Origin of the sequence: Faecalicatena sp. Marseille-Q4148, from assembly GCA_018228665.1 — a bacterium.
Taxonomy (GTDB): domain Bacteria; phylum Bacillota; class Clostridia; order Lachnospirales; family Lachnospiraceae; genus UBA9414.
Genome location: CP073692.1, coordinates 3,122,424 through 3,142,032, shown reverse-complemented (window position 1 = coordinate 3,142,032; position 19,609 = coordinate 3,122,424). Strand labels below are relative to the sequence as shown.

At 44.3% G+C, this 19,609-nt stretch carries 18 protein-coding genes and 1 other RNA gene; 1 reads left to right on the top strand and 18 read right to left on the bottom strand.

From position 1 onward, the window contains the following. Positions 1–69: 69 nt before the first annotated feature. From KFE17_15175 to dapF, 11 genes are all read right to left on the bottom strand, one after another. Positions 70–750: a WecB/TagA/CpsF family glycosyltransferase gene (locus KFE17_15175; GenBank protein QUO32116.1), complete on the bottom strand. Its 681-nt coding sequence runs from the start codon at positions 748–750 to the stop codon at positions 70–72. Positions 751–826: 76 nt separating this feature from the next. Beyond that, positions 827–1,012 carry a small, acid-soluble spore protein, alpha/beta type gene (locus KFE17_15170; GenBank protein ID QUO32115.1) on the bottom strand — a complete coding sequence of 62 codons (186 nt, stop codon included), beginning with the start codon at positions 1,010–1,012 and terminating at the stop codon, positions 827–829. A gap of 107 nt (positions 1,013–1,119) precedes the next feature. After that, on the bottom strand, positions 1,120–1,305 hold the full coding sequence (locus tag KFE17_15165; GenBank protein QUO32114.1) for a PspC domain-containing protein: 186 nt from the start codon (positions 1,303–1,305) through the stop codon (positions 1,120–1,122). Between the two features lie 51 nt (positions 1,306–1,356). After that, complete coding sequence (locus tag KFE17_15160) at positions 1,357–2,244, bottom strand: DUF4097 family beta strand repeat protein (GenBank protein QUO32113.1); 888 nt, start codon at positions 2,242–2,244, stop codon at positions 1,357–1,359. A gap of 3 nt (positions 2,245–2,247) precedes the next feature. Further along, entirely contained in the window at positions 2,248–2,946 is a 699-nt protein-coding gene (locus KFE17_15155; protein ID QUO32112.1) for a DUF1700 domain-containing protein, read from the bottom strand. Next, positions 2,943–3,266: a PadR family transcriptional regulator gene (locus KFE17_15150; GenBank protein QUO32111.1), complete on the bottom strand. Its 324-nt coding sequence runs from the start codon at positions 3,264–3,266 to the stop codon at positions 2,943–2,945. The genes KFE17_15155 and KFE17_15150 overlap by 4 nt, the downstream gene beginning before the upstream one ends. Positions 3,267–3,452: 186 nt before the next feature. Continuing rightward, positions 3,453–3,716 (bottom strand): DUF1294 domain-containing protein, encoded by a 264-nt coding sequence (locus tag KFE17_15145; protein QUO32110.1) that lies wholly within the window; start codon positions 3,714–3,716, stop codon positions 3,453–3,455. 3 nt (positions 3,717–3,719) lie between these two features. Further along, complete coding sequence (addA, locus tag KFE17_15140) at positions 3,720–7,373, bottom strand: helicase-exonuclease AddAB subunit AddA (GenBank protein QUO32109.1); 3,654 nt, start codon at positions 7,371–7,373, stop codon at positions 3,720–3,722. Between the two features lie 3 nt (positions 7,374–7,376). Beyond that, positions 7,377–10,745, bottom strand: coding sequence for a helicase-exonuclease AddAB subunit AddB (gene addB / locus KFE17_15135; protein ID QUO32108.1), 3,369 nt, complete (start codon positions 10,743–10,745; stop codon positions 7,377–7,379). A gap of 13 nt (positions 10,746–10,758) precedes the next feature. Next, the gene (locus KFE17_15130) at positions 10,759–11,418 is read right to left on the bottom strand and encodes a DUF1275 domain-containing protein (GenBank protein QUO33745.1); all 660 of its coding nucleotides are present in this window, start codon (positions 11,416–11,418) and stop codon (positions 10,759–10,761) included. 182 nt (positions 11,419–11,600) lie between these two features. Continuing rightward, positions 11,601–12,458: a diaminopimelate epimerase gene (gene dapF, locus KFE17_15125; protein QUO32107.1), complete on the bottom strand. Its 858-nt coding sequence runs from the start codon at positions 12,456–12,458 to the stop codon at positions 11,601–11,603. A 165-nt stretch (positions 12,459–12,623) separates the two neighbouring features. On the opposite strand from dapF, the gene KFE17_15120 reads away from it, so the two are divergent. Beyond that, positions 12,624–13,460, top strand: coding sequence for a helix-turn-helix domain-containing protein (locus KFE17_15120; GenBank protein ID QUO32106.1), 837 nt, complete (start codon positions 12,624–12,626; stop codon positions 13,458–13,460). A gap of 1 nt (position 13,461) precedes the next feature. On the opposite strand, the gene KFE17_15115 is transcribed toward KFE17_15120, so the two are convergent. From KFE17_15115 to ssrA, 7 genes are all read right to left on the bottom strand, one after another. Next, positions 13,462–14,034: a methyltransferase domain-containing protein gene (locus KFE17_15115; GenBank protein ID QUO32105.1), complete on the bottom strand. Its 573-nt coding sequence runs from the start codon at positions 14,032–14,034 to the stop codon at positions 13,462–13,464. Further along, complete coding sequence (gene hflX / locus KFE17_15110) at positions 14,031–15,263, bottom strand: GTPase HflX (protein QUO33744.1); 1,233 nt, start codon at positions 15,261–15,263, stop codon at positions 14,031–14,033. The genes KFE17_15115 and hflX overlap by 4 nt, the downstream gene beginning before the upstream one ends. Before the next feature lie 31 nt (positions 15,264–15,294). Next, a complete protein-coding gene (locus KFE17_15105; protein ID QUO32104.1) occupies positions 15,295–15,837 on the bottom strand; it encodes a tetratricopeptide repeat protein in 543 nt (180 codons plus the stop codon). Between the two features lie 57 nt (positions 15,838–15,894). Beyond that, positions 15,895–16,569 (bottom strand): uracil-DNA glycosylase, encoded by a 675-nt coding sequence (locus KFE17_15100; GenBank protein QUO32103.1) that lies wholly within the window; start codon positions 16,567–16,569, stop codon positions 15,895–15,897. A gap of 43 nt (positions 16,570–16,612) precedes the next feature. Beyond that, a complete protein-coding gene (locus KFE17_15095; protein QUO32102.1) occupies positions 16,613–18,082 on the bottom strand; it encodes a HAMP domain-containing protein in 1,470 nt (489 codons plus the stop codon). 3 nt (positions 18,083–18,085) lie between these two features. Continuing rightward, the gene (locus KFE17_15090) at positions 18,086–18,760 is read right to left on the bottom strand and encodes a response regulator transcription factor (GenBank protein QUO32101.1); all 675 of its coding nucleotides are present in this window, start codon (positions 18,758–18,760) and stop codon (positions 18,086–18,088) included. Positions 18,761–19,229: 469 nt separating this feature from the next. After that, positions 19,230–19,582: a transfer-messenger RNA gene (gene ssrA / locus KFE17_15085) on the bottom strand. Between the last annotated feature and the right edge of the window lie 27 nt (positions 19,583–19,609).

Sequence of the window (19,609 nt, the reverse complement as noted above, 5' to 3'; positions counted from 1 at the left end):
TCTTTACAAATATGTTACATTTTGTTCATAGACATTGTTCACAATAACCATATTCGGAGACGCTTTCTCCTACTGATCTCTGCGACGATTTTCCCGCTCGATCTCTTTCTTTAAAATAAACTTTCGGACAAATCCGTAAACGGATTTCTTAAATCCGGTTTCTGTCTCCTGAAGTCTCAGCTGCTTTCCGACTCTCAGCCACACTCTCGCATTGACAATAATCCTGTTGCGCGCTATGAAAGCTTCTCTCCCTGCCAGATCAAGTTCTGACAAGATACAGTCGATTTCAAGACCATTGATCTCATTTACGATCATATCATCCGACTCTGCATGCTCCGGTACGACCGCTCCTCCCATAATCTTTGCCTTTGGGTAGCGTTCGTGCAGTATTTCTTCAAAAGAATCTAATTCTTCCTGTGAATCTGCCATCAGCCAGATTCGCTTCCGATTCTTCTCAAGATAGCGAAGGAACATCTTCAGAAACACATCCTCCGCAGCTTCCTGAAGCCGTTTTGACTCCTGAATCCCGGCTGCTTCAAGGATTGCCTTATCCCCAATCAGAATCATATCTGCTTCTTCGGTATTCTGTTTTACCCCCTCGACAACACTGCTCTTTACAAGCACATCTGTCGTCAGCATCTCAATTACGTTGATCGCTTCTGTCTGAAGATACTCAATCGCCCGGCGCATCGCTTCCTTTGCGGAATAATCATCGACCTGAACGCCAAGCACATTCATCTTTCTGTCCATGTCTCTCACCTTTTCTTCCTAGCCGTACGATTATAGCAAAAACCATCTTCTTTTTCAAGCTATTATCAGAAAATTCTTATTTCTTTGCATCCCGCTTCTTTCCGGCAATGATTCCGCCAATCCGTCCGGTTTCTTTCGATGACAGTGACTTCCAGCCTTCCTCCAGTACTTTGTCCAACAGTCCGAGTTCCTCTGCGATTTCGTATTTCATCCGTTCTTCCGGTTCTATCTGTTCCAGATCAATCTGTTTTGTCTCAGCCATTTCTCTGCGTCCTCCTTTTCAGTTTTTCATTCTGCGCTGTGCAAAATGTATTTCTGTCAGGAGTATCGCCGGAAATTCTTACTTTATACAGTCGTCCGGAAAATTTGTTATGGACGGTCCGGAACAATCACTGCCGCCACAAAATAAGCAACGATTCCTGTTCCGGTACATCCGAACAAAACAAATGCCAGGCGGATCAGTGTCGGATCTACTCCAAAAAATTCACCGATCCCACCACAGACACCGCATATCATTTTATTTTCTCTTGATCTGAATAATCTTTTCTCTGACATAATCATCTCTCCTTTTTTCTGTCGCTATCGAATTTTTGTTTATATCTGCTCTTATGACGGCTCCTGGAACGAGATTTCTACCTCTCCAACACCGCCGGTCATCTCAATCGTATATGGAGCGCCGTTATCTTCATTGACAGAGCGATCCAATGTTCCATAAGTTGTTCCGGCGATATGCATACCGCCGATCCCTGTTGCAATATCATAATTATAATCTGTCTTTTTTCCTTCCAGTGTCATGGTTACATTTCCCACGCCACATTCAATATTAATATCTCCCTGAAGCTTTCCGTTCAGATCCACATTTCCGGCTCCACAGCGTACTTCCGTGTCATCAATGCCAATATCTGTCAATACCGTATTTCCCGCTCCGAGATTCAGTTCCATCTCCATTGACGTAATCCCTCGTACCGTAAGTTCCCCTGCTCCCGCCGTAATATTGATTTCTTCCAATGCTAATGTCTCCGGCACATAAAGTATATAGCTTCCCGCTTCTTTATCATTTAACCCATTTTCTTTCCACACTTTATTGCTTGTTTTAAATTCCAGCGTACCGTCATTGACGCTGCACCTTGTGCGAAGTGCTTCATTGACTGCTTTGCCTTCCAGGACAATTTCATTCCCGTCATAAGAAATGATTTCCATCGTTCCGGCTGACAATTCAACAGACAGATCTTCCACATGATAATATGTCTTTTCAAAATCCCCGCTTAAAATCTGTGCGTTCTTCCATTTTGCCGAATGCTCCCAGTCATCATCCCAATCCGTCAGCTCCGGCGTATGTTTGCTCTCACGCACTACAACGCCCACTCCGTCTGCAAGTTCATCTGAAACACTTTGCCATGTCACCCCAAGCATCAGAGCCGCAATACATAAAATAACTCCTGCACCTGCCGTACATCCACAGACAATGGCAAATATTTTCCAACCTTTTTTCATTTGTTACACCGCCTTTCTGTGAAATGGTCTGCGGCAAAGCGCCACAACTCCCCGAAACAGTGTCCGTAAGCAGATCCAGCTGAATTTTCCGAGAAGCACCGTTGCTACGACGCCTACTGCACCTATAATAAGACCAATTCCCATCAGTAAAAGTCCAACCGGTACATTCGGAATGAGCTTTATCGCTCCTACAACAACAAAGCAACCGCCGCAAAAAGCCGCTGCCGCACTGAGTATTACAACACTGACCAGAGCTGCCGCAATACTTGCTAAAATTCCAAGCAGAAGAAGCAGCATCCCAATTCCAAGCGGCAATGCAATTGGAAGACCGATAAAAATAATTGCCAGGATCAAAAGAATCTTTCCGATTGGATGCTCTTTCTTCTGCACATATTCCGGATGATATCCAGTGTCTGCTCCCGCAGTCTTTCTGCTTCCCGGCATCTCTTTTTCCTCAAATCTCGTGTCCGTATAACCGGTCTCACGATATTCTTGATGTTCTTCATTATTACTGCCTAAACCTGCTTTGATCGTCTCAGCTACTTTCCCCGGATCTCCAAGCTCTTCCATCACTTTTCCTTCATTCTCTGCTCCTGCATCTGCAAAATAATCACTATAGTACTGCAATGCTTCGGCACGCTCTTCTGCTGAAATATCAGAAAGCAGCATTTCCAGTTCTTTCATAAAACGGTCCCGATTCATGCAGTCACACCCCCTTCAAACATTTTAGTAATCTTTTCTGAATATTTCTTCCATTCTTCCCGGTATAAGTTCAACTGTACCATGCCTTTTTCAGTTACTTTATAATATCTTCTGTTTCTTCCATCAAACTGCATATCATATACTTCAAGGCATTCATCTTTCTGAAGTCTTCTCAGCACCGGATAAAGAGTAGACTCTGACACTTCCAGCGTCTTTCGGACATCCTGTGTAATCCGATATCCATAGGTACCGTTCTCTTCCTTTGACACAGCAGCCAGCACAATTGCATCCAGAAGTGCTGCTCCAGTATTAAATACCATCGTCTCACTCCTCTCTAACTCTTCCAATATTGTTTTGTTTTCTATATTATATATCGTATAATATAGTGAGTCAATATAATATTATTGAAGATTTATCTACAAAAATTATGAAGATTTTCTTAAGAAACTTTTCCATGTACAACAAAAACCGGAAGGACATCCCCTCCGGTCTCGTTTCCATTTTTCTTAAAAATAAAACCACATCAGCAGGACTGCCTGAACAACAAGGATCAGCGGCACTCCGTAAGTAAATTTTTTGTGTTTTGTTTTGTGGCGGAATCCTTTCATTCCGAGCCATGCGCCTGCCGAACCGCCAATGACAGCAATACCTATCAGCGCTGCCTCCGAAATTCTCCACGCTCCTTTTTGGGCCCGTCTTTTATCTGCTCCATAAAGTAAAAATGCAATGACATTTACCGCGCAGAGATAATATGTTACAACATCACTCATCTTTTATACCTCGATTTCTGTCTGTAGTGTGAAAGAGTAAATGATTTTCCTTTTTACCTTTTTCCCAAGAAGCTGCTCAAGCGCCTGGGCATAATACTCCAATTGCCGCCGGTATCTCTCCTGCAGCTCTTCTTTCCTCTTTACACGATCGGTCTTATAATCGATTACCGCAAGACTTCCGTCAGGTTCTTCCAGATAAGCATCAATAATTCCCTGAACAAGACACCATTCGCCCGCATCTTCAATCCCGATCACAAAAGGCTGTTCCCGAAACAGCTTTCCCCGTCTTGCTGCTTCTTTCATATCGACAGCAAGTCTGCTTTCAAAAAACTTCATCAGGTCAGAACAGCTCACAGTTTTTGCCTCCGCTGCTTCCAGTTTTCCTTCTCTGACCAGAGCTGCTATTGCATCTTTTAGCTTCTCTTCATTGTACTCTTCCCGGAAATCAATCCTCTCCAACACCCTGTGATAAGCAGTTCCTCTGGAAGCTCCCGTCAATTCCTCTTCCGCTCTTCGAAAAGCCGGTATTAGTTTCGTTTCTTTTGCAGGTGCAAACACCACTTCGCTTTCTTCAGCAAGTTCCTTTTCCATTCCTGTTTTCTTTAACTCAGACACAGTAAACTTCATTTTCCTTGTCCGGTCTTTCGAAAATGGATACACAAATGAAAACTGCTCCTGAAGATGCTCTTTCATTTCCGGATGAAATACCTCTTTTTCAACAGCACCTTCTTTTAAAACCTGATGCAGAAGCTGATCTGCACAGAACTCCTCTTCTGCTTTTTCTGCCAATTGAGCGGCATAAATTACTTCTACACGGATCGGCACGTCCTGATGATACATGGAATTCATAAATGGTACCGGAAGTCCTGCTTCGGATAATGCTATGTCGAAAGCCTTGTTTCGGATAAGCGCCGGAATAATCCAGTCCAGATACGTTCTTGCGCGGCTGACTGACGCGAAACTTAATTCTGTTTCTTCCCTCGCTCCTACTGCTCCAAAGCTTTTCAATTTTTCCTCTACACCATTTACTGCTCCGGTAATGATCAGCTTCTCTTTTGCTCTTGTCAAAGCCACATAGAGCACCCGCTCTTCTTCTGCCAGATTTTCAAGCGCTGTCTCCTTTTGAATTACTTTCTTCAGCAGCGTCGGCGCTTTTGTCCGCATTTCAAGATCGATACAGTCTGTCCCAATTCCCAGAGACGGATGCACTACAAACTGCTCACGGATATCCTGCGTATTAAACTGTTTCCCCATTCCGGATACAAACACGATCGGAAATTCCAATCCCTTGCTTTTATGGATACTCATAAGGCGTACGGTATCCGTCTGCTCATCCGCAATATTTGCTTCTCCATAGTCCACGTCATATTTCTTTAGCTGGCGGATATAGCGCACAAAATGAAACAGTCCCTTATAACTTGTCTTTTCAAATGCCAGCGCCTTCTCAAGAAGCATATCCAGATTGGCCTGGCGCTGTCTTCCTCCCGGCATAGCTCCCACATAGTCCCGGTATCCCGTCTCATGCAAAAGTTTCCACATGAGATCATAGATGGAAGTATACGAAAGAATTTCCCGGTAACTTTCGTACTGCTTCTGAAATGCTCTAAGTTTCTGCTGTAAAGCGCTGTCTTTCTCTTCTGCCTCTTTCATAAAGGTAACAACCGCCCGGAAAAACGGTGCTGACGCCCCTTCTTCCTCCGTCTTCATTTCTCTTACCCGGATTCTCGCAAGCTCCTCTGCCGTAACATTTCCAAAAGGAGACAACAACACTGAGGTCAGCGGAAGATCCTGCCGAAAATTATCCAACAGTTCCAGATAATCCAACACCGTACTGACTTCCCATGTTTCAAAATATCCTTCCTTTGTCCCGGCAAATGTCGGAATCCCTTCCTGGTTCAGAATCCTTGAAAATTCTTCTGTCCATCCTTTCAGACTTCTTGTAAGAATTACAATATCTCCATAACCGGCAGGACGATATGTTCCTGTTCTTTTATCCAGTACCGGATGTACGCCCACCAGTTCTTTAATTCTTCTGGCAATCCCGTGAGCCTCCAGCTCCCGGACCGTCTCTTCTTCCACACCTTCTTGTACAGAGGTATCAATTAATAGCAGCTCTGCCTCATTTCCCGGTATATTTTCATAAGAGGCGCCCGGATACAGCGCCGCCCGCTCATCGTAAGCGATACCGCCGAACCCCTCTGTCATAATCTGTCTAAAAATGAAATTCGTACTTTCCAATACTTCCCGCCGGCTCCGGAAGTTTCGCGTCAGATCAATGCGCTGACATTGTCCCTCTCCTGCTCCATATGTGTGGTATTTCTCCATGAAGAGCTCCGGTCTCGCCAGACGGAATCGGTAGATGCTCTGCTTCACATCCCCGACCATAAATATATTGTAAATTCCCTGCTCCTTGCGGGACACGCTTGTCAAAAGCGCCTCCTGAATCAGATTACTATCCTGATATTCATCGATCATAATCTCTTCAAACCGTTCCTGATAGGAGCGTGCTGCCTGAGACGGACAGCGTTTTCCGTCTTTTTGTTCCGTAAGGATCTCAAGGGCAAAGTGTTCCATATCCCCGAAGTCAATCATATTTCTCTTCGCTTTTTCCTTCTGCATCGCTTCATGGAAATCTGCAGTCAGCTCCACGAAGGTTTCCATCATCGGCGCACACTGTCTCATATGTTCCTCTATCTCTTGAAGCGGTTCATAGAAATACTGCTCTTTCAGATCTTTTTGGAGCGTTTTTACATCTTCTCGTACCTGCTTTACAAGTTCCCGTTTGTCCGGATCAATCTCATCACTTCTCTTTGCCGAAAGCTTTGCCCATTTCCATTCTGCTAAAATTTCATAAATGGTTTCGTAGCTCTTTGCCCCGGCAAGCTGTCGGATCAACGCTTCATCCTGCGCAAGCGCCTCCAGATAAAATACCGGTCCGTCCGGTTCTTCACAAAGTTCTATCGCATATTCTGTCAATTCCAGCATATCTTTCGCATACTGTATGGTCTGCTCCTGCACAAAATGGAAAAACGGCTGTTCCTCAATCCCATCTTCTATTTTGTAATGCGCCGCACAGGAATACAGCCATTCGCATGGATTCGGATAGCTTCTGGAAAAATCATATATTTTTAAAAGCAGTTCTGTCAGTTTATGGTCGTCTCTTCCCGGAGCCGTATATTCTGTCAGCTCCAAAAAAGCTTTTTTTCCTTCTTCGTATTTTTGTTCCAGAAGCTCCGCCGCCACATCCTGTTTCAGCAGCTTCATCTCTCCTTCTTCCGCGATACGAAATCCCGGATCTAACCCAATGGTATGAAAATTCTCCCGGATGACCGACAGGCAAAAGCTGTGAATCGTTGTCACCTGCGCATGATGGACAAGCGTTGCCTGCCGCTGCAAATGTACGTCATCCGGATGCTCTTCCAACGCTTTCTCAATGGCGTCACGGATTCTTTCTTTCATTTCTGCCGCCGCTGCTTCTGTATAGGTAACAACGAGAAGACGATCCACGTCTAACGGAGGCTCTTCTTTCGTCAGCCGCTCAATGATCCGTTCTACAAGCACTGCTGTCTTACCGGAACCTGCCGCTGCAGATACAAGGATATTCTTTCCACGCACGTCAATAACTTCTCTCTGTTCTTCTGTCCACTGTACTCCCATTATCTACTCCTCCTGCATACGTTCCAATACTTCTTTGGCAGACAGCTGCGGAAGTCTCCGATAAAGATACCCCGGAAATCCCGGTTCAAATCTGCAAATATTCTGAAACTGACAATAATCACACGCCGTCCTACTGCCAAATTCATACGGAGCTGCATCAATTTCTCCGGCTGCGATCTGACGACGCAGCAAAGCAATTTTCTTCTTCGTATATTTTCTGATAGAAGCAAATCCTTCCTCTGACACAGCCTTAGAATTCCATGTCAACATCCCGTCCTTCTTCCGCCCTGCCGGGATTACCGCTGAAGACGTTCCGGGCTTCATCTCTTCATCTATCAGACGCAGCACTGCATCATCGGAATTCACAATCCCGTCCAGCCGGAGTTCTTTCAAAATTGCTTCTTCCAACCGCTCCATGTCTTCTTCTCTGCTCACAATTGGATCTTTGATCTTATAGTAGAAAATTCCTGCCGGAACAACATGCTGATCCGGGTGTCTCTTCTCTTCCACGGTCATTGCCGCATCCATATACACAACAAGCTGCATCTGCAGTCCGTGATAGAGCGCTGCCAGATCAAATGACTGCGTTCCGGTCTTATAGTCAATAATTTTCACATAAATTTTGTCATCCTGCTCACAAGTATCTACCCGGTCAATCTTACCGCCGTAAAAATTCACTTCATATCCTGACGGTCGGAATGCACCTCGTTCCATCTGTTTTGTCAATGCCCAGATTGTTCTTGCCATCATTTGTTTCAGCCTTGTAATCAAATATTCATTCCTTGCACTACTGTAAAGAATTGTATTTCCATAATCTGTAATGGTCTCATCTACACTGGCTTCCAATAGTTCATCCCGCTCTTTTTCTTCCAGCATCGTCCATAACTTTCCTGTTTTCTGGACTTTCTTTGAAAAAAGCTCCAGAGCGCTGTGAAGCAGGTTTCCCCAGTCAAGAGGACGAAACTCAAATTCCTGACGTTCCTTCAGACGAAGTCCATACGTCAGATAATGAGAAAACGCACAGGCACAAAAGCGCTCCAGTCTTGTTACACTTGTGTGAGCCAGATTGCCGTATAATTCTTCTGCCGTTTCTTCTTCCAGATGAAGATATGGTTTATGATATTGATTTGCTTCAAGAAGACTTTCTGCTTTTTCTCTCCACGTTTCTTCCCGCAAATACCAGCAGAGCAGTTCTTCCCACATTCGGAATCCTTCTTCGGAAAATCCGCCTTCATTCAAACTCTGCAGACCTTTGACAAGATAAGAAATCCCGCTTTTGGGAATCATCTCCTGCTCTGAAAGCTTTCTCTTTCCTTCATCTTCTAAAGAAAGCTCCGGAAATATCCTGCAAAGCTCCTGGACAAGATAAGCCGGGCGCAAAGCTTTTCCCTCTCTGCTTTGACGGCTGTAAGACAGAATCAGAAGCTTGGATGGTTTTGTCAGATTCTGATATAAATAAAATTTCTGAACAAACGCTTTCTCCTTCGCTCCCGGTGCCAGAGCCACATTTCCTTTTGTCAGCACCTCTCTGTCGTACTCTGAGATCAGACCGTTGCGCTCCAGTTTTCCCGGAAGATTCACATCATTCACTCCAAGAAACAGAAGCGCTTTAATATCTTTCAGCCTTGTACGCTCTGCATCTCCTGCCACCACCTGATCTGGACTCGGCGGGATTACTCCGACTTTTGCCTCCGCAAATCCCGCATCCAAAAGTTCACAATATTCATCCAGCGATACCATTTCCCCGCCAAGCAGTTCCACAAATTTCTCAAACAGTTCCATCACAATCCGATAAATCTGAGCATACTCCTTCGCAAGGACCAGTTCGCCCTGTTCCTGAAATTTTTTCTCATACTGCTGCATTTTCATCTGCATCTCTTCCTGCTCAAGAAAATCCCAGAGTGCTTCTGTAATATCCCGCACGGTTTTCTGCTTCTTTCGCAGCACAAATAAAAACGGCTCCAGCTTCTCTACCAAAACAACTCTCCAATGATTCAGCCGCTCCAGATCCTCCACTGTTGTTTCTTTTGCCCGACGAAACCACGGACTCTGCCAATGGTCATATCCGTTTATCCCCAATGCCATGACATAGTTTTCCAATTCATCCACAACTTCCGGCGTGAAATCCACATCATCCCCGCTGACAAGTCCGGTGCGCAAAAATCTGAACACACTTTCCTGCGTAAACTGCTTCTGCTGCATCCCCAAAAGACTTCGGATATATTCTACAAAAGAGTTCAGCAGCACACTCCGTTTGTGGTCAAGAAACAGCGGAATCTCATAATGGGCAAACACCTTCTCAAGGGAATCCGCATACACATCCGGATCAGCTGTGATCACTGCTATCTCCCGGTAACGCATTCCCTTTGTCCGGATAAGATTCTCGATCGTCTGAGCTGCAAACTCACATTCTGACATCACATTCCGACAGACATGGAGATGGATCTCTTCCGGTTTTCCCTCATATCCTTTTCTCCGGTGACGAAAAATATTTTCCTCAAGAAATGCCAGCGAAGGGGCGTCCCGAAATCGATATTTCGAAGGATGCTCAAGCCTGATCTGCGGCAGTACTTCTGTCCGGTGCTGCTTCGCTTCGTTTAAAACTGCCGAAACCATTTGCTTGCTGATAGAAAACATCTGATACGGATGCACATACCGATAAGCATCTTCCCCTGCTCCGAGTGTGACTGTCACAATTACCTTTTCACATAACTCAAACATTTTTCCAAGCAGACGCGTCTGGATTGGCGTAAACCCGGTAAATCCGTCAAGAACAACGACGCTCCCCCGCATCTTCTCTGAATCCGGGAGCGCCTGGCAAAGTACATCCAAAAGCTCTTCTCCGGTAATGTATTTTTCAGAAAGAAACTCCCGAAAAGCTTCATAGACTGTCTGGATATCCTTTAATTTATAAGAAAGATAACTCTCCTCTCCCGCTTGCGCAAGCATTTCTTCCAACGCTTCCGAATCGATATCATACTGAGTAAATTCCGAAATGACGGACTTCATCTCACTGATATAGCCTGTCCTCTTTAAATTACCTCCGAGCACTCTGAGTTTTGGTTCGCACATCCCCGCAATTCTTCGAAGGATCAGATTCTTCCCTTCATCATCCAGCACCTGCTTGCGATTGCCGCCCGTTTCCTCCAGAATCCGGTATGCCAATCGGTTAAAACTGAGTACATCTATATTCATAATCCCCTTTGCCGGATGCATCATCACAAGATCTTTCTGAGTCTGCATTGTAAACTGCTCCGGAACAATTACATAATACTGTTTTTCGGGAGCTTCTATTGATTCCCGGATCAGATCTTCGTATACCCGGTACGTCTTTCCGGCGCCGGAATTTCCAATTACAAGCTGTAGTGCCATATTCTCTCCCCTTTCACTGCCGGCATCCTTCTTCCGACCGCACAAACATCATTAGAAATGCCAGAAAAAGCATTCCGCAGGCAAATAATACTGCCTTTTGCGCGAACTGTTTCGTAAGCCACATGCCTGCCATAGCTCCTATGATAAATATTAAAATAATTCCATAATACTGCAGACTCTTTTCAAGTTCCTTCACCTCTCCTGTCCGGCCAAACCGATAGAGTCTTTCTGTTCCGCTGCGCAGGTTTCCTGTACACATTGTCGTAGCAAACGCATTTCCATTCACTTTTCGAAAACTTTCCACCTGCATTGCACAAATAAATGAAACTGCCACATTTGCTATCATATCGAATTTTCCCTGGGGAAGCACTGCAACAAACAGCAGTACAAGCATCTCCAGAATCAACACAAGCTGCCTCCAATGCATTTTTCTATTGTACATACATTTTCCCCGAATACTTTCTGCCAAAAAGATCCCAAGTACAAAAGCAATGATCGGAACGAGATAATAGAGCACCCGACTCCATTGGCCGGAAGCCATATTCAAACCGAGCAGCACAATATTTCCTGTCTGGGCGTTGGCAAAAACACCGCCCCTTGATATATAGGTATAAGCATCCAGAAATCCCCCGGTCAATGCCAACAGTGTTCCCATCAGAAACGTCTCGGACATCTGGCGTGTTTTGTTTTTTTCCTGCTTCATTTCTTCTCACCCGTTTTCCTTTTCTGTTCCGAAACATCATATCACAATTCTTCCTGCCATGTAAACAAAAGACTGTACGTCACGGCTTACCGAAGCATGTCAGCCTCGGAATACGGAACATACAGTCTTATCTGTTTCTTTTTTATTTCTTTCTACACAGCCCGGAGCAGTTCTGTAAATTCGCTGCTTAATGTAATTCTGCCCACATAGAACACATCTCCTGTCATAAACACTTCCCAGTCCTTCTGAATTTCTACCTGAAGCTGTCCGCCCGGCATATGGACTGTCATCTTCGGATTCGTCATGCCAAGCTTATATGCAGCTCCTGCTGCTGCACAGGCCCCTGTACCGGAAGCAACTGTGTACCCGGCGCCCCTCTCAAAAATCTCGATCTGGATATTCTCTTTGTCAAGCACCTTCAGCAGCTGTGTATTAATGCGATCCGGAAAACACCTTGCTATCTCAGAATAATTTCCGATTTTACATACAAGCGGTTTTGATATCTCCCGCATCGGAATCACGCAATGTGGATTTCCAATATTCACACAAGTCGTTGGATACAGCGTTCTTCCAAATACCATATCTTCATTGATCACTTCCCGGCGCTCTCCCGTAACCGGAATCTCATCACTCCAGAAAGAGAGTTTTCCCATGGATACCTTCAGACGGCTTCCATCTTCATTCAGATAACTGACTTCCACATCTCTTCCTTCTGTGTGAAGTTTCACATGCTTTTTCTGCACATATCCTGCATCTTTTAAATACTTTGCAAAAATACGGACACCATTTCCGCTCTGCGCTGCTGTACTTCCATCTGGATTCCAGATCTTTACTCCGATTCCTTCTTCTGTCATGATCGGTCCTTCCAACACGCCGTCTGATCCCATTCCGAAGTTTTTATCGCAAAGCAGCTTTACATTCTTTTCTGTCAATTTCAATTCATTTTTATTTGGATCGAATACAAAATAATCGTTTCCCAGTCCATGATATTTTTCGATAATAATTTCCATCGCTCCAACCTCCATTTTCCGATGTCTCGCAATACTTATAAAAAGTATATCACGCATTATTTCTCATAGATACAGAAATAATGCTTTCTACATTGTAAATTGTGCTATATAATATCATTATAGAACTTTTTCACTTCCAAAACAACTTATTGCAGGAGGAATCTTATGCCAGTATATGACAGACAAGGATATTTGAACAGCCGCTTTCAGCTTTTTCATATTCTTGATACCGATCAGAAAACATTTGAATTTCATTACCATGACTTTCATAAAATCCTTATCTTTCTTCAGGGAGACGTAAGCTATATTGTGGAAGGCAAATCCTACAATCTGAAATCATACGACATTGTGCTTGTAAATCGCAATGAGATTCATAAGCCGGTCATCCACAGCAAAAGTCCTTATGAGCGGATCATTGCCTATGTGGAACCTGCATTTCTTGAAAGTCTCACTCTCTCCTGTTGTTTTCAGAAAGCCAAAGAGGTGCATTCCAGCGTTGTCCGTATTCCATCTCCGGAAAAAAGTTCCCTGTTCAAAAGTATCAAACGTCTGGAACAATCCTTTTCAGACAGCGGCTATGCATCCGATTTTTACCAGGAACTGCTTTTTTTAGAATTTCTTGTCCATTTAAACCGTGCCTCTCTGTCCGATTACCTGACCTTCATTGATACTGTCCACTATCACCCAAAGGTACTGGGAATTATGCAGTATATCAGTGAACACCTGACAGAAGAACTTCGTATTGATGAGATTGCAAATCGTTTTTTCATGAGCCGCTATCACATGATGCGTACCTTTAAGGCAGAGACCGGCTACACGATCGGCAATTATATTACCGAGAAACGGCTTCTCTATGCCAAAGAACTTCTGATGAGAGAGATTCCTATCACGCAGATTTGTTTTGACTGTGGATTTCAGGATTATTCCACATTTTCCAGAGCATACAAAAAGGTTTTCCACGAATCACCGCGGGAAACCCTTTCTCATCTGCAAAATACATAAATTATTTCTTCACGATCATGACCGGAATCGGCGGATTGTTTGGACGGTTATAGTAGGAGCTAAGAATTACAAGATAATTCTTCGGATCAAGATTTTTCAAATATGCAAGCAAAGCATCCCGCTCTGCAAATCCACTATCGCCTCCGCTATAAATACAAAGACTCATCATCCCCTCTTTTTTTAAAAGAGAAAGCCCTTTCTCAATGGCGCAGATACTTGTCTGCGGCTTTGTAGAAAGCTCATGGGAACCTCCCGGAAGATAACCGAAATTAAAAACAATACAGGAAATCTTTCCATACAGTTGTTTCTCTATATAGCGGTCCATTTCTTCATGTCCCGCCAAAAATAACTCCGCCCTCTCCGATAATCCGGCATCTTCAAGGCGCTTTTTCGCTGCACGAAGCGCCTGTTCCTGAATGTCAAATCCATATACCTTCCCGGCTGCTCCTACAAGGCTGCACAGAAGCTCTGTATCATTTCCATTGCCAACAGTCGCATCAATACAAACATCGCCCTCTCTGACCTGATTTTGTATCCAGTGATGACACCACTGTGTAATCTGATAATTTTTCATCGCGATTTCCCCGCCTCAATTTTCTGATACAACTCCACCGGAACAAACGCCTGAATATAGATCCCGTCTTCCCGGTATTCTTCTTTAATCAATTCTCCATATTTTCGTATCAACTGGATCTGTCCTGCTTCCTCGTAAGTATAAAGCTTTTCGATGGCCATTTTCTGCTCCCGCAGCAGCTCTTCTATAACCGCTTTCAACTCTTCCAGACCTTTGCCTGTCTTTGCTGAAATTCCAACCGTTCTATCTGCTTTAAAATCTCTCAGAATTTCATCTCCACTCAGACGATCCTGCTTATTAAATGCAGTAATGATCGGTTTTTCTGTCACTCCAAGTTCCTTTAAGATCTCATAGACGATATACATCTGTTCATCCATCTCCGGATTGGAAGCATCTACCACATGCAAAATCATATCGGCATATTTTGCCTCCTCCAGTGTACTTTTAAATGCTTCAATCAAATGGTGCGGCAGTTTCCGGATAAATCCAACCGTATCTGTCAGAAGCACTTCCTGTTTTCCGGAAAGCAAAAGCCCTCTTGTCGTCGGATCAAGGGTTGCAAACAATTTGTCCTCGCTTAATACCTCTGCTCCTGTCAGCGTGTTTAAAAGTGTGGATTTGCCCGCATTCGTGTATCCGACAATGGCAATCACCGGAATCCGGTTCTTCTTCCGATGTTCCCGCGCTACTTCCCGATGCCGCTTCACTTCCTTTAATTCCCGGTTAAGCTGGGCAATCCTTCCTTTGATCAGACGCCGATCCATTTCAAGCTTCTTCTCTCCGGGACCTCTCGTTCCGATCCCGCCTCCAAGTCTGGACATCGCTGTTCCTAAACCGGTCAGCCTTGACTGTCTGTATTTCAGCTGCGCCAGCTCCACCTGTATCTTTCCTTCACTTGTCGTTGCTCTGGCTGCAAAAATATCCAGAATCACAAGTGTCCGATCCATAATCTTCACATCCAGCTCATCCCGCAGGTTGCCAAGCTGTGCCGGAGACAGCTCATCATCACAGACAATTCCGGAAGCCTCTGTCTCCCAGAGCAGTTCTTTAATTTCCTCAAGTTTTCCTTTTCCTACATATGTCCCCGGATGAATCAATTCCCTCTTCTGGATCACAACTCCAACCGCACTGGCTCCTGCAGTCTTTACCAGCTCTTCCAGCTCTTTTAAAGAACGCTCTGTGTCATCGCCGTCTTGCTCCTGCACACCTACCAGTATTACTTTTTCCATTTCCTGTTTTAATTCTATCAATCTCTGTCTCCTATCTCGTTCTCAGAAATTCTGCTTCTTTTTGTGCCTGCTCATCTTCCGGATAAGCAGCAATATACTCTTCCATCCGCGCTTTTGCATTCGCCCAGTCCCGTTTCTCCTCATAAATACAAATGACGTTAAATTCCATTTCCTGACGAAGCTCGCTTCCCTCCGGCTCACAGCGGATTCCTGTCATAAAATCCTGCAGTGCCCCATCCAGATCCTGTTCCTTCCAATCGCAGATCGCAAGAAAGTTGTAAAGTGTTCCCGTCTTATCCACTCCATTTAACAGCGCATCGGTAAATGCCTCTTCTGCCTGCTGATAATTCTCCTGCTCCCAGTAAGCAATCCCAATCCCTCGATACGCTTCCCCCACATCTTTTTGTTTATCAATAGATGCTTCAAATGACGCAATCGCCTCACTGTATTTTTCTTCCTTCAAATATGCAAGACCTTCTTCCAACGGTGTTTCAAAATATTCCTGAATCTTTGCACAGCCGCTTTGCATACAAAGCGCTCCAAGCAAAATTCCTATTGTCAATCTCCTTTTCAACTAATTTCCTCCCGATTTTCCCAAGCTGCCTTTCTCATTTGCCTATTCTTATTCCATTTACACCGGATCAATCTGCCAGTCAATCGGCGTTACACCGTGCTCCTCCAGAAAACGATTCGTCTGACTAAATGGTCTGCTTCCAAAAAATCCCCGGTATGCTGACAGCGGACTTGGGTGCGGCGCTTCCAGAATCAAATGTTTTGGATTATTCAGCATACTTTTCTTCATCTGTGCCGGTCTTCCCCACAAAATAAACACAATCGGACGCTCCTGTTCATTCAACGCCCTGATCGCCGCATCGGTAAACTCTTCCCAGCCAAGTCCCCGATGTGAGTTAGCCTGATGTGCCCGCACCGTCAACACTGTGTTCAGCATCAGTACACCCTGCTCTGCCCATTTTACAAGGTAACCGTGATTCGGAATCGTACATCCAAGATCATCGTGGAGTTCCTGATAAATATTCACAAGTGACGGCGGAATGTCCACCTCCGGCTTTACCGAAAAGCAAAGCCCATGCGCCTGTCCGTCTCCGTGATACGGATCCTGTCCAAGAATCACCACCTTCACATCCTTAAGCGGCGTCAAATGAAATGCGTTAAAAATATCATTGGCCGGCGGAAAAATCTGCCGAGTCTGATATTCATGCAAAATCGTCTCATATAATTTTTTATAATAAGGCTTCTTAAATTCCGCCCCGAGCGGAACAAGCCAGTCATTCGTAATTGCTCCCATAACTCATACTCCTATCGGCTGCTGTTTGAACTGCTGCATGGATTTATTTTACATCAAGTTCAAACCAGAATTCAACACCATTGTCATAGTTTCTCACACCATATGGCTGCTGCATAGATTCCATAATCGCCTTTACAATGGAAAGTCCGATTCCATTCCCGCCGTACTCTCTTGTCCTGGCTTTATCTACTTTATAGAACTTCTCCCAGATATGTTCCACATCCGCTTCCGGAATCGGTGTTCCTGTGTTAAATACACTGACTCTGACGCTTTCCTTTTGCTCTACCTTTACTTCAACTACATGTTCTCCATCCAGATGGTTCAGCGCATTGCTGACATAATTTCGTACAACCTGCTCTATCTGGAACTCATCTGCCCAAACATATACCGGCCCCTGATGTACAAAGCTTATTTTGGCTTCCTTTTGCTCTGCCATAATCCGCATGCTTTCCAGTACGCCCTCGATCAGTTCAATAATATCAAATCTGGCAAACTGTACATCCTGACTCCCAAACTCCAACTGATTCAACGTCAGAAGGTTCTTCACCATCCGGTTCATTTTCCCTGCTTCATCCATGATCACATCACAATAGAATTCACGGCTTTCCGGATCATCGCTGATTCCTTCCTTCAATCCTTCCGCATAACCCTGAATAAGAGCGATCGGCGTCTTCAGTTCATGGGAGACATTTCCAAGAAATTCTGTACGCATCGTCTCAATCTTTTCTTTTTTCTCAATGTCCTTCTGCAGTTCATAATTTGCCTTTTTCAATTCGGAGATTGTCCGCTCCAGATTCTCAGACATCTTATTAAAATTATCTCCAAGTACGGCAATTTCATCCTCGCCGCCCCTTGTATATTTCACATCAAAATCCAGATCTGCCATCTTTCTGGAAAGCTGCGCCAGTTCCAGGATCGGCTCTGTAATCCTTCTGGAAAAATACCATATCACTACAAGACAAAGCAGAATGATCCCTGTTCCTACATAAGTCAAAAACTTTCCTGTGATCAGAATGCTCTCCCGGATACTCTCAATCGGTGTCCGGAACAAATACGTATATCCATTGTCAAGATATCCCCACATTTCAATATATTCTGACTCTGTTCCAACGCCTTTCGCCTTATGGATCTCATAGTCTTCCCCTCTTTTCAGAATAACTGAATTCGGATTCTGATGCAGAATATTCATCATAAGCTGTGTCTGCATGACTTTCTTCCCAATTTCCGTTGTCTCTGTTGTCACAATACTGCTCCAGGCAGAATTACAGACAAGAACAGAAATGTTTCCCCGCTCAATCGTAGAACCGATTTCCGCTTCAATCGTTTCCGCAGTCATTTCATCATTTTTCACAACTCTGTTAAATCCCTCATATACGCGGATAAGGTCCTGCTCTTTGTTCGTAATATAGTATCGCTCCAGAAATGTCGTGTTCATAAATGCCAAAAGCAAAAGCGCAAGCGCGACAATTCCTACAAACAGAAGCATCATCTGATGATTAATTGATTTTTTCATGGATTACACCTCAAATTTATATCCCATGCCCCAGATTGTCTTAATATATTCTCCCTTATCCCCAAGCTTGCTCCGAAGCTTTTTCACATGGGTATCGATCGTCCGCGCATCCCCAAAATAGTCATAATTCCAGACATGATTCAGGATCTTCTCCCGGGAAAGCGCAATCCCCTGATTCTCTACAAAATACGATAACAATTCAAACTCTTTAAAGCTAAGGTCAATTTCCTTCTCTCCGATCTTTACCGTGTGTGCTGCTTTATCAATCAAAATGCCGCCTGCATCTACCACTTCATCATTTGTCAGCGCATTTGTTCTTCTTAAAATTGCTGAAACTCTTGCCACAAGAATCTTTGGACTGAATGGTTTGGAAATGTACTCATCTACTCCAAGTTCAAATCCCTGCAGTTCATCCCGCTCATCCGCTCTTGCCGTCAGCATAATGATCGGAAGCTTTGACTCCCGCCGGATCTCACGACATACCTGCCAGCCGTCCATCTTCGGCATCATTACATCCAGGATCATCAGCGCAATATCCTGATTCTCATAAAATACATCCATTGCTTCCATTCCGTCTCCTGCTTCAAGCACTTCATAGCCTTCCCGTTCCAGAAAATCTTTTACAAGCTTTCTCATTCGGCTCTCGTCATCGACTACCAAAATCTTTAATTTCTCCATTACATTCACCTCTATCATTTCTTTCCGCACCAAAATGGTAATTCATTCATAATCGCTATTATTTTACCATAGATTTATGTTAGATGTGTGAAAAAATCATTTCAGGCCTTCCTTATATTTTCTTCAGAATTTTATAAGATTTTTTAGAAAAGCTTTACAATGCCGACATAAATTACTCATAAATTTCTATTATACTAACAGTATCAAATCAATGAAGACGGCAGTTGTATTGATTCCGTTCATACAGCTGCCGGACTTCGACTAACTCAGCCAACTGACTTTAAGTTTACATAGATTTTTCTTCATTCCTTTACAAAACCCCCGGAAGGCAGGTCACAATGACAACCTTTCGGGGGATTTTGTATTCTAAAATCTATTGCCGTTTCCAGACATTTCAACTATACAAAAAAAGCGCTGTATCGACAGCACTTTTTTCTTGCCCAAAATCCCGGATGTCCCAGAATCTTATCAATGGACCTGAGGGGAATCGAACCCCTGTCCGAAAGCTCTTCCATTGCAGCTTCTTCCAATCACAGTCGCTATACTTTCATTCCCTCCATAAACCGCCCAGCGACAGGCTGTTCACTTCAGTAGCTTCATAAAATCTTCTGCCGCCGCAAAGCTTTGGCAGCAGAGTGCCCCACCTGGATGAAGCCGGTAACTTAAGCGGTGAGTGACTTAAGGCCGACTGCTGCCGCAATTAGGCAGCGTACGCTAAATTATCTTCTGCGTTTAATTTTAAAGTTTGCGGATGACAACGCAGTTCCGCACTGCGGATGGCTACTCCAACTTCTAAACCCCCGTCGAAACCAGTACAAGCCCTGGTACGCAGAGTACATACATATATAG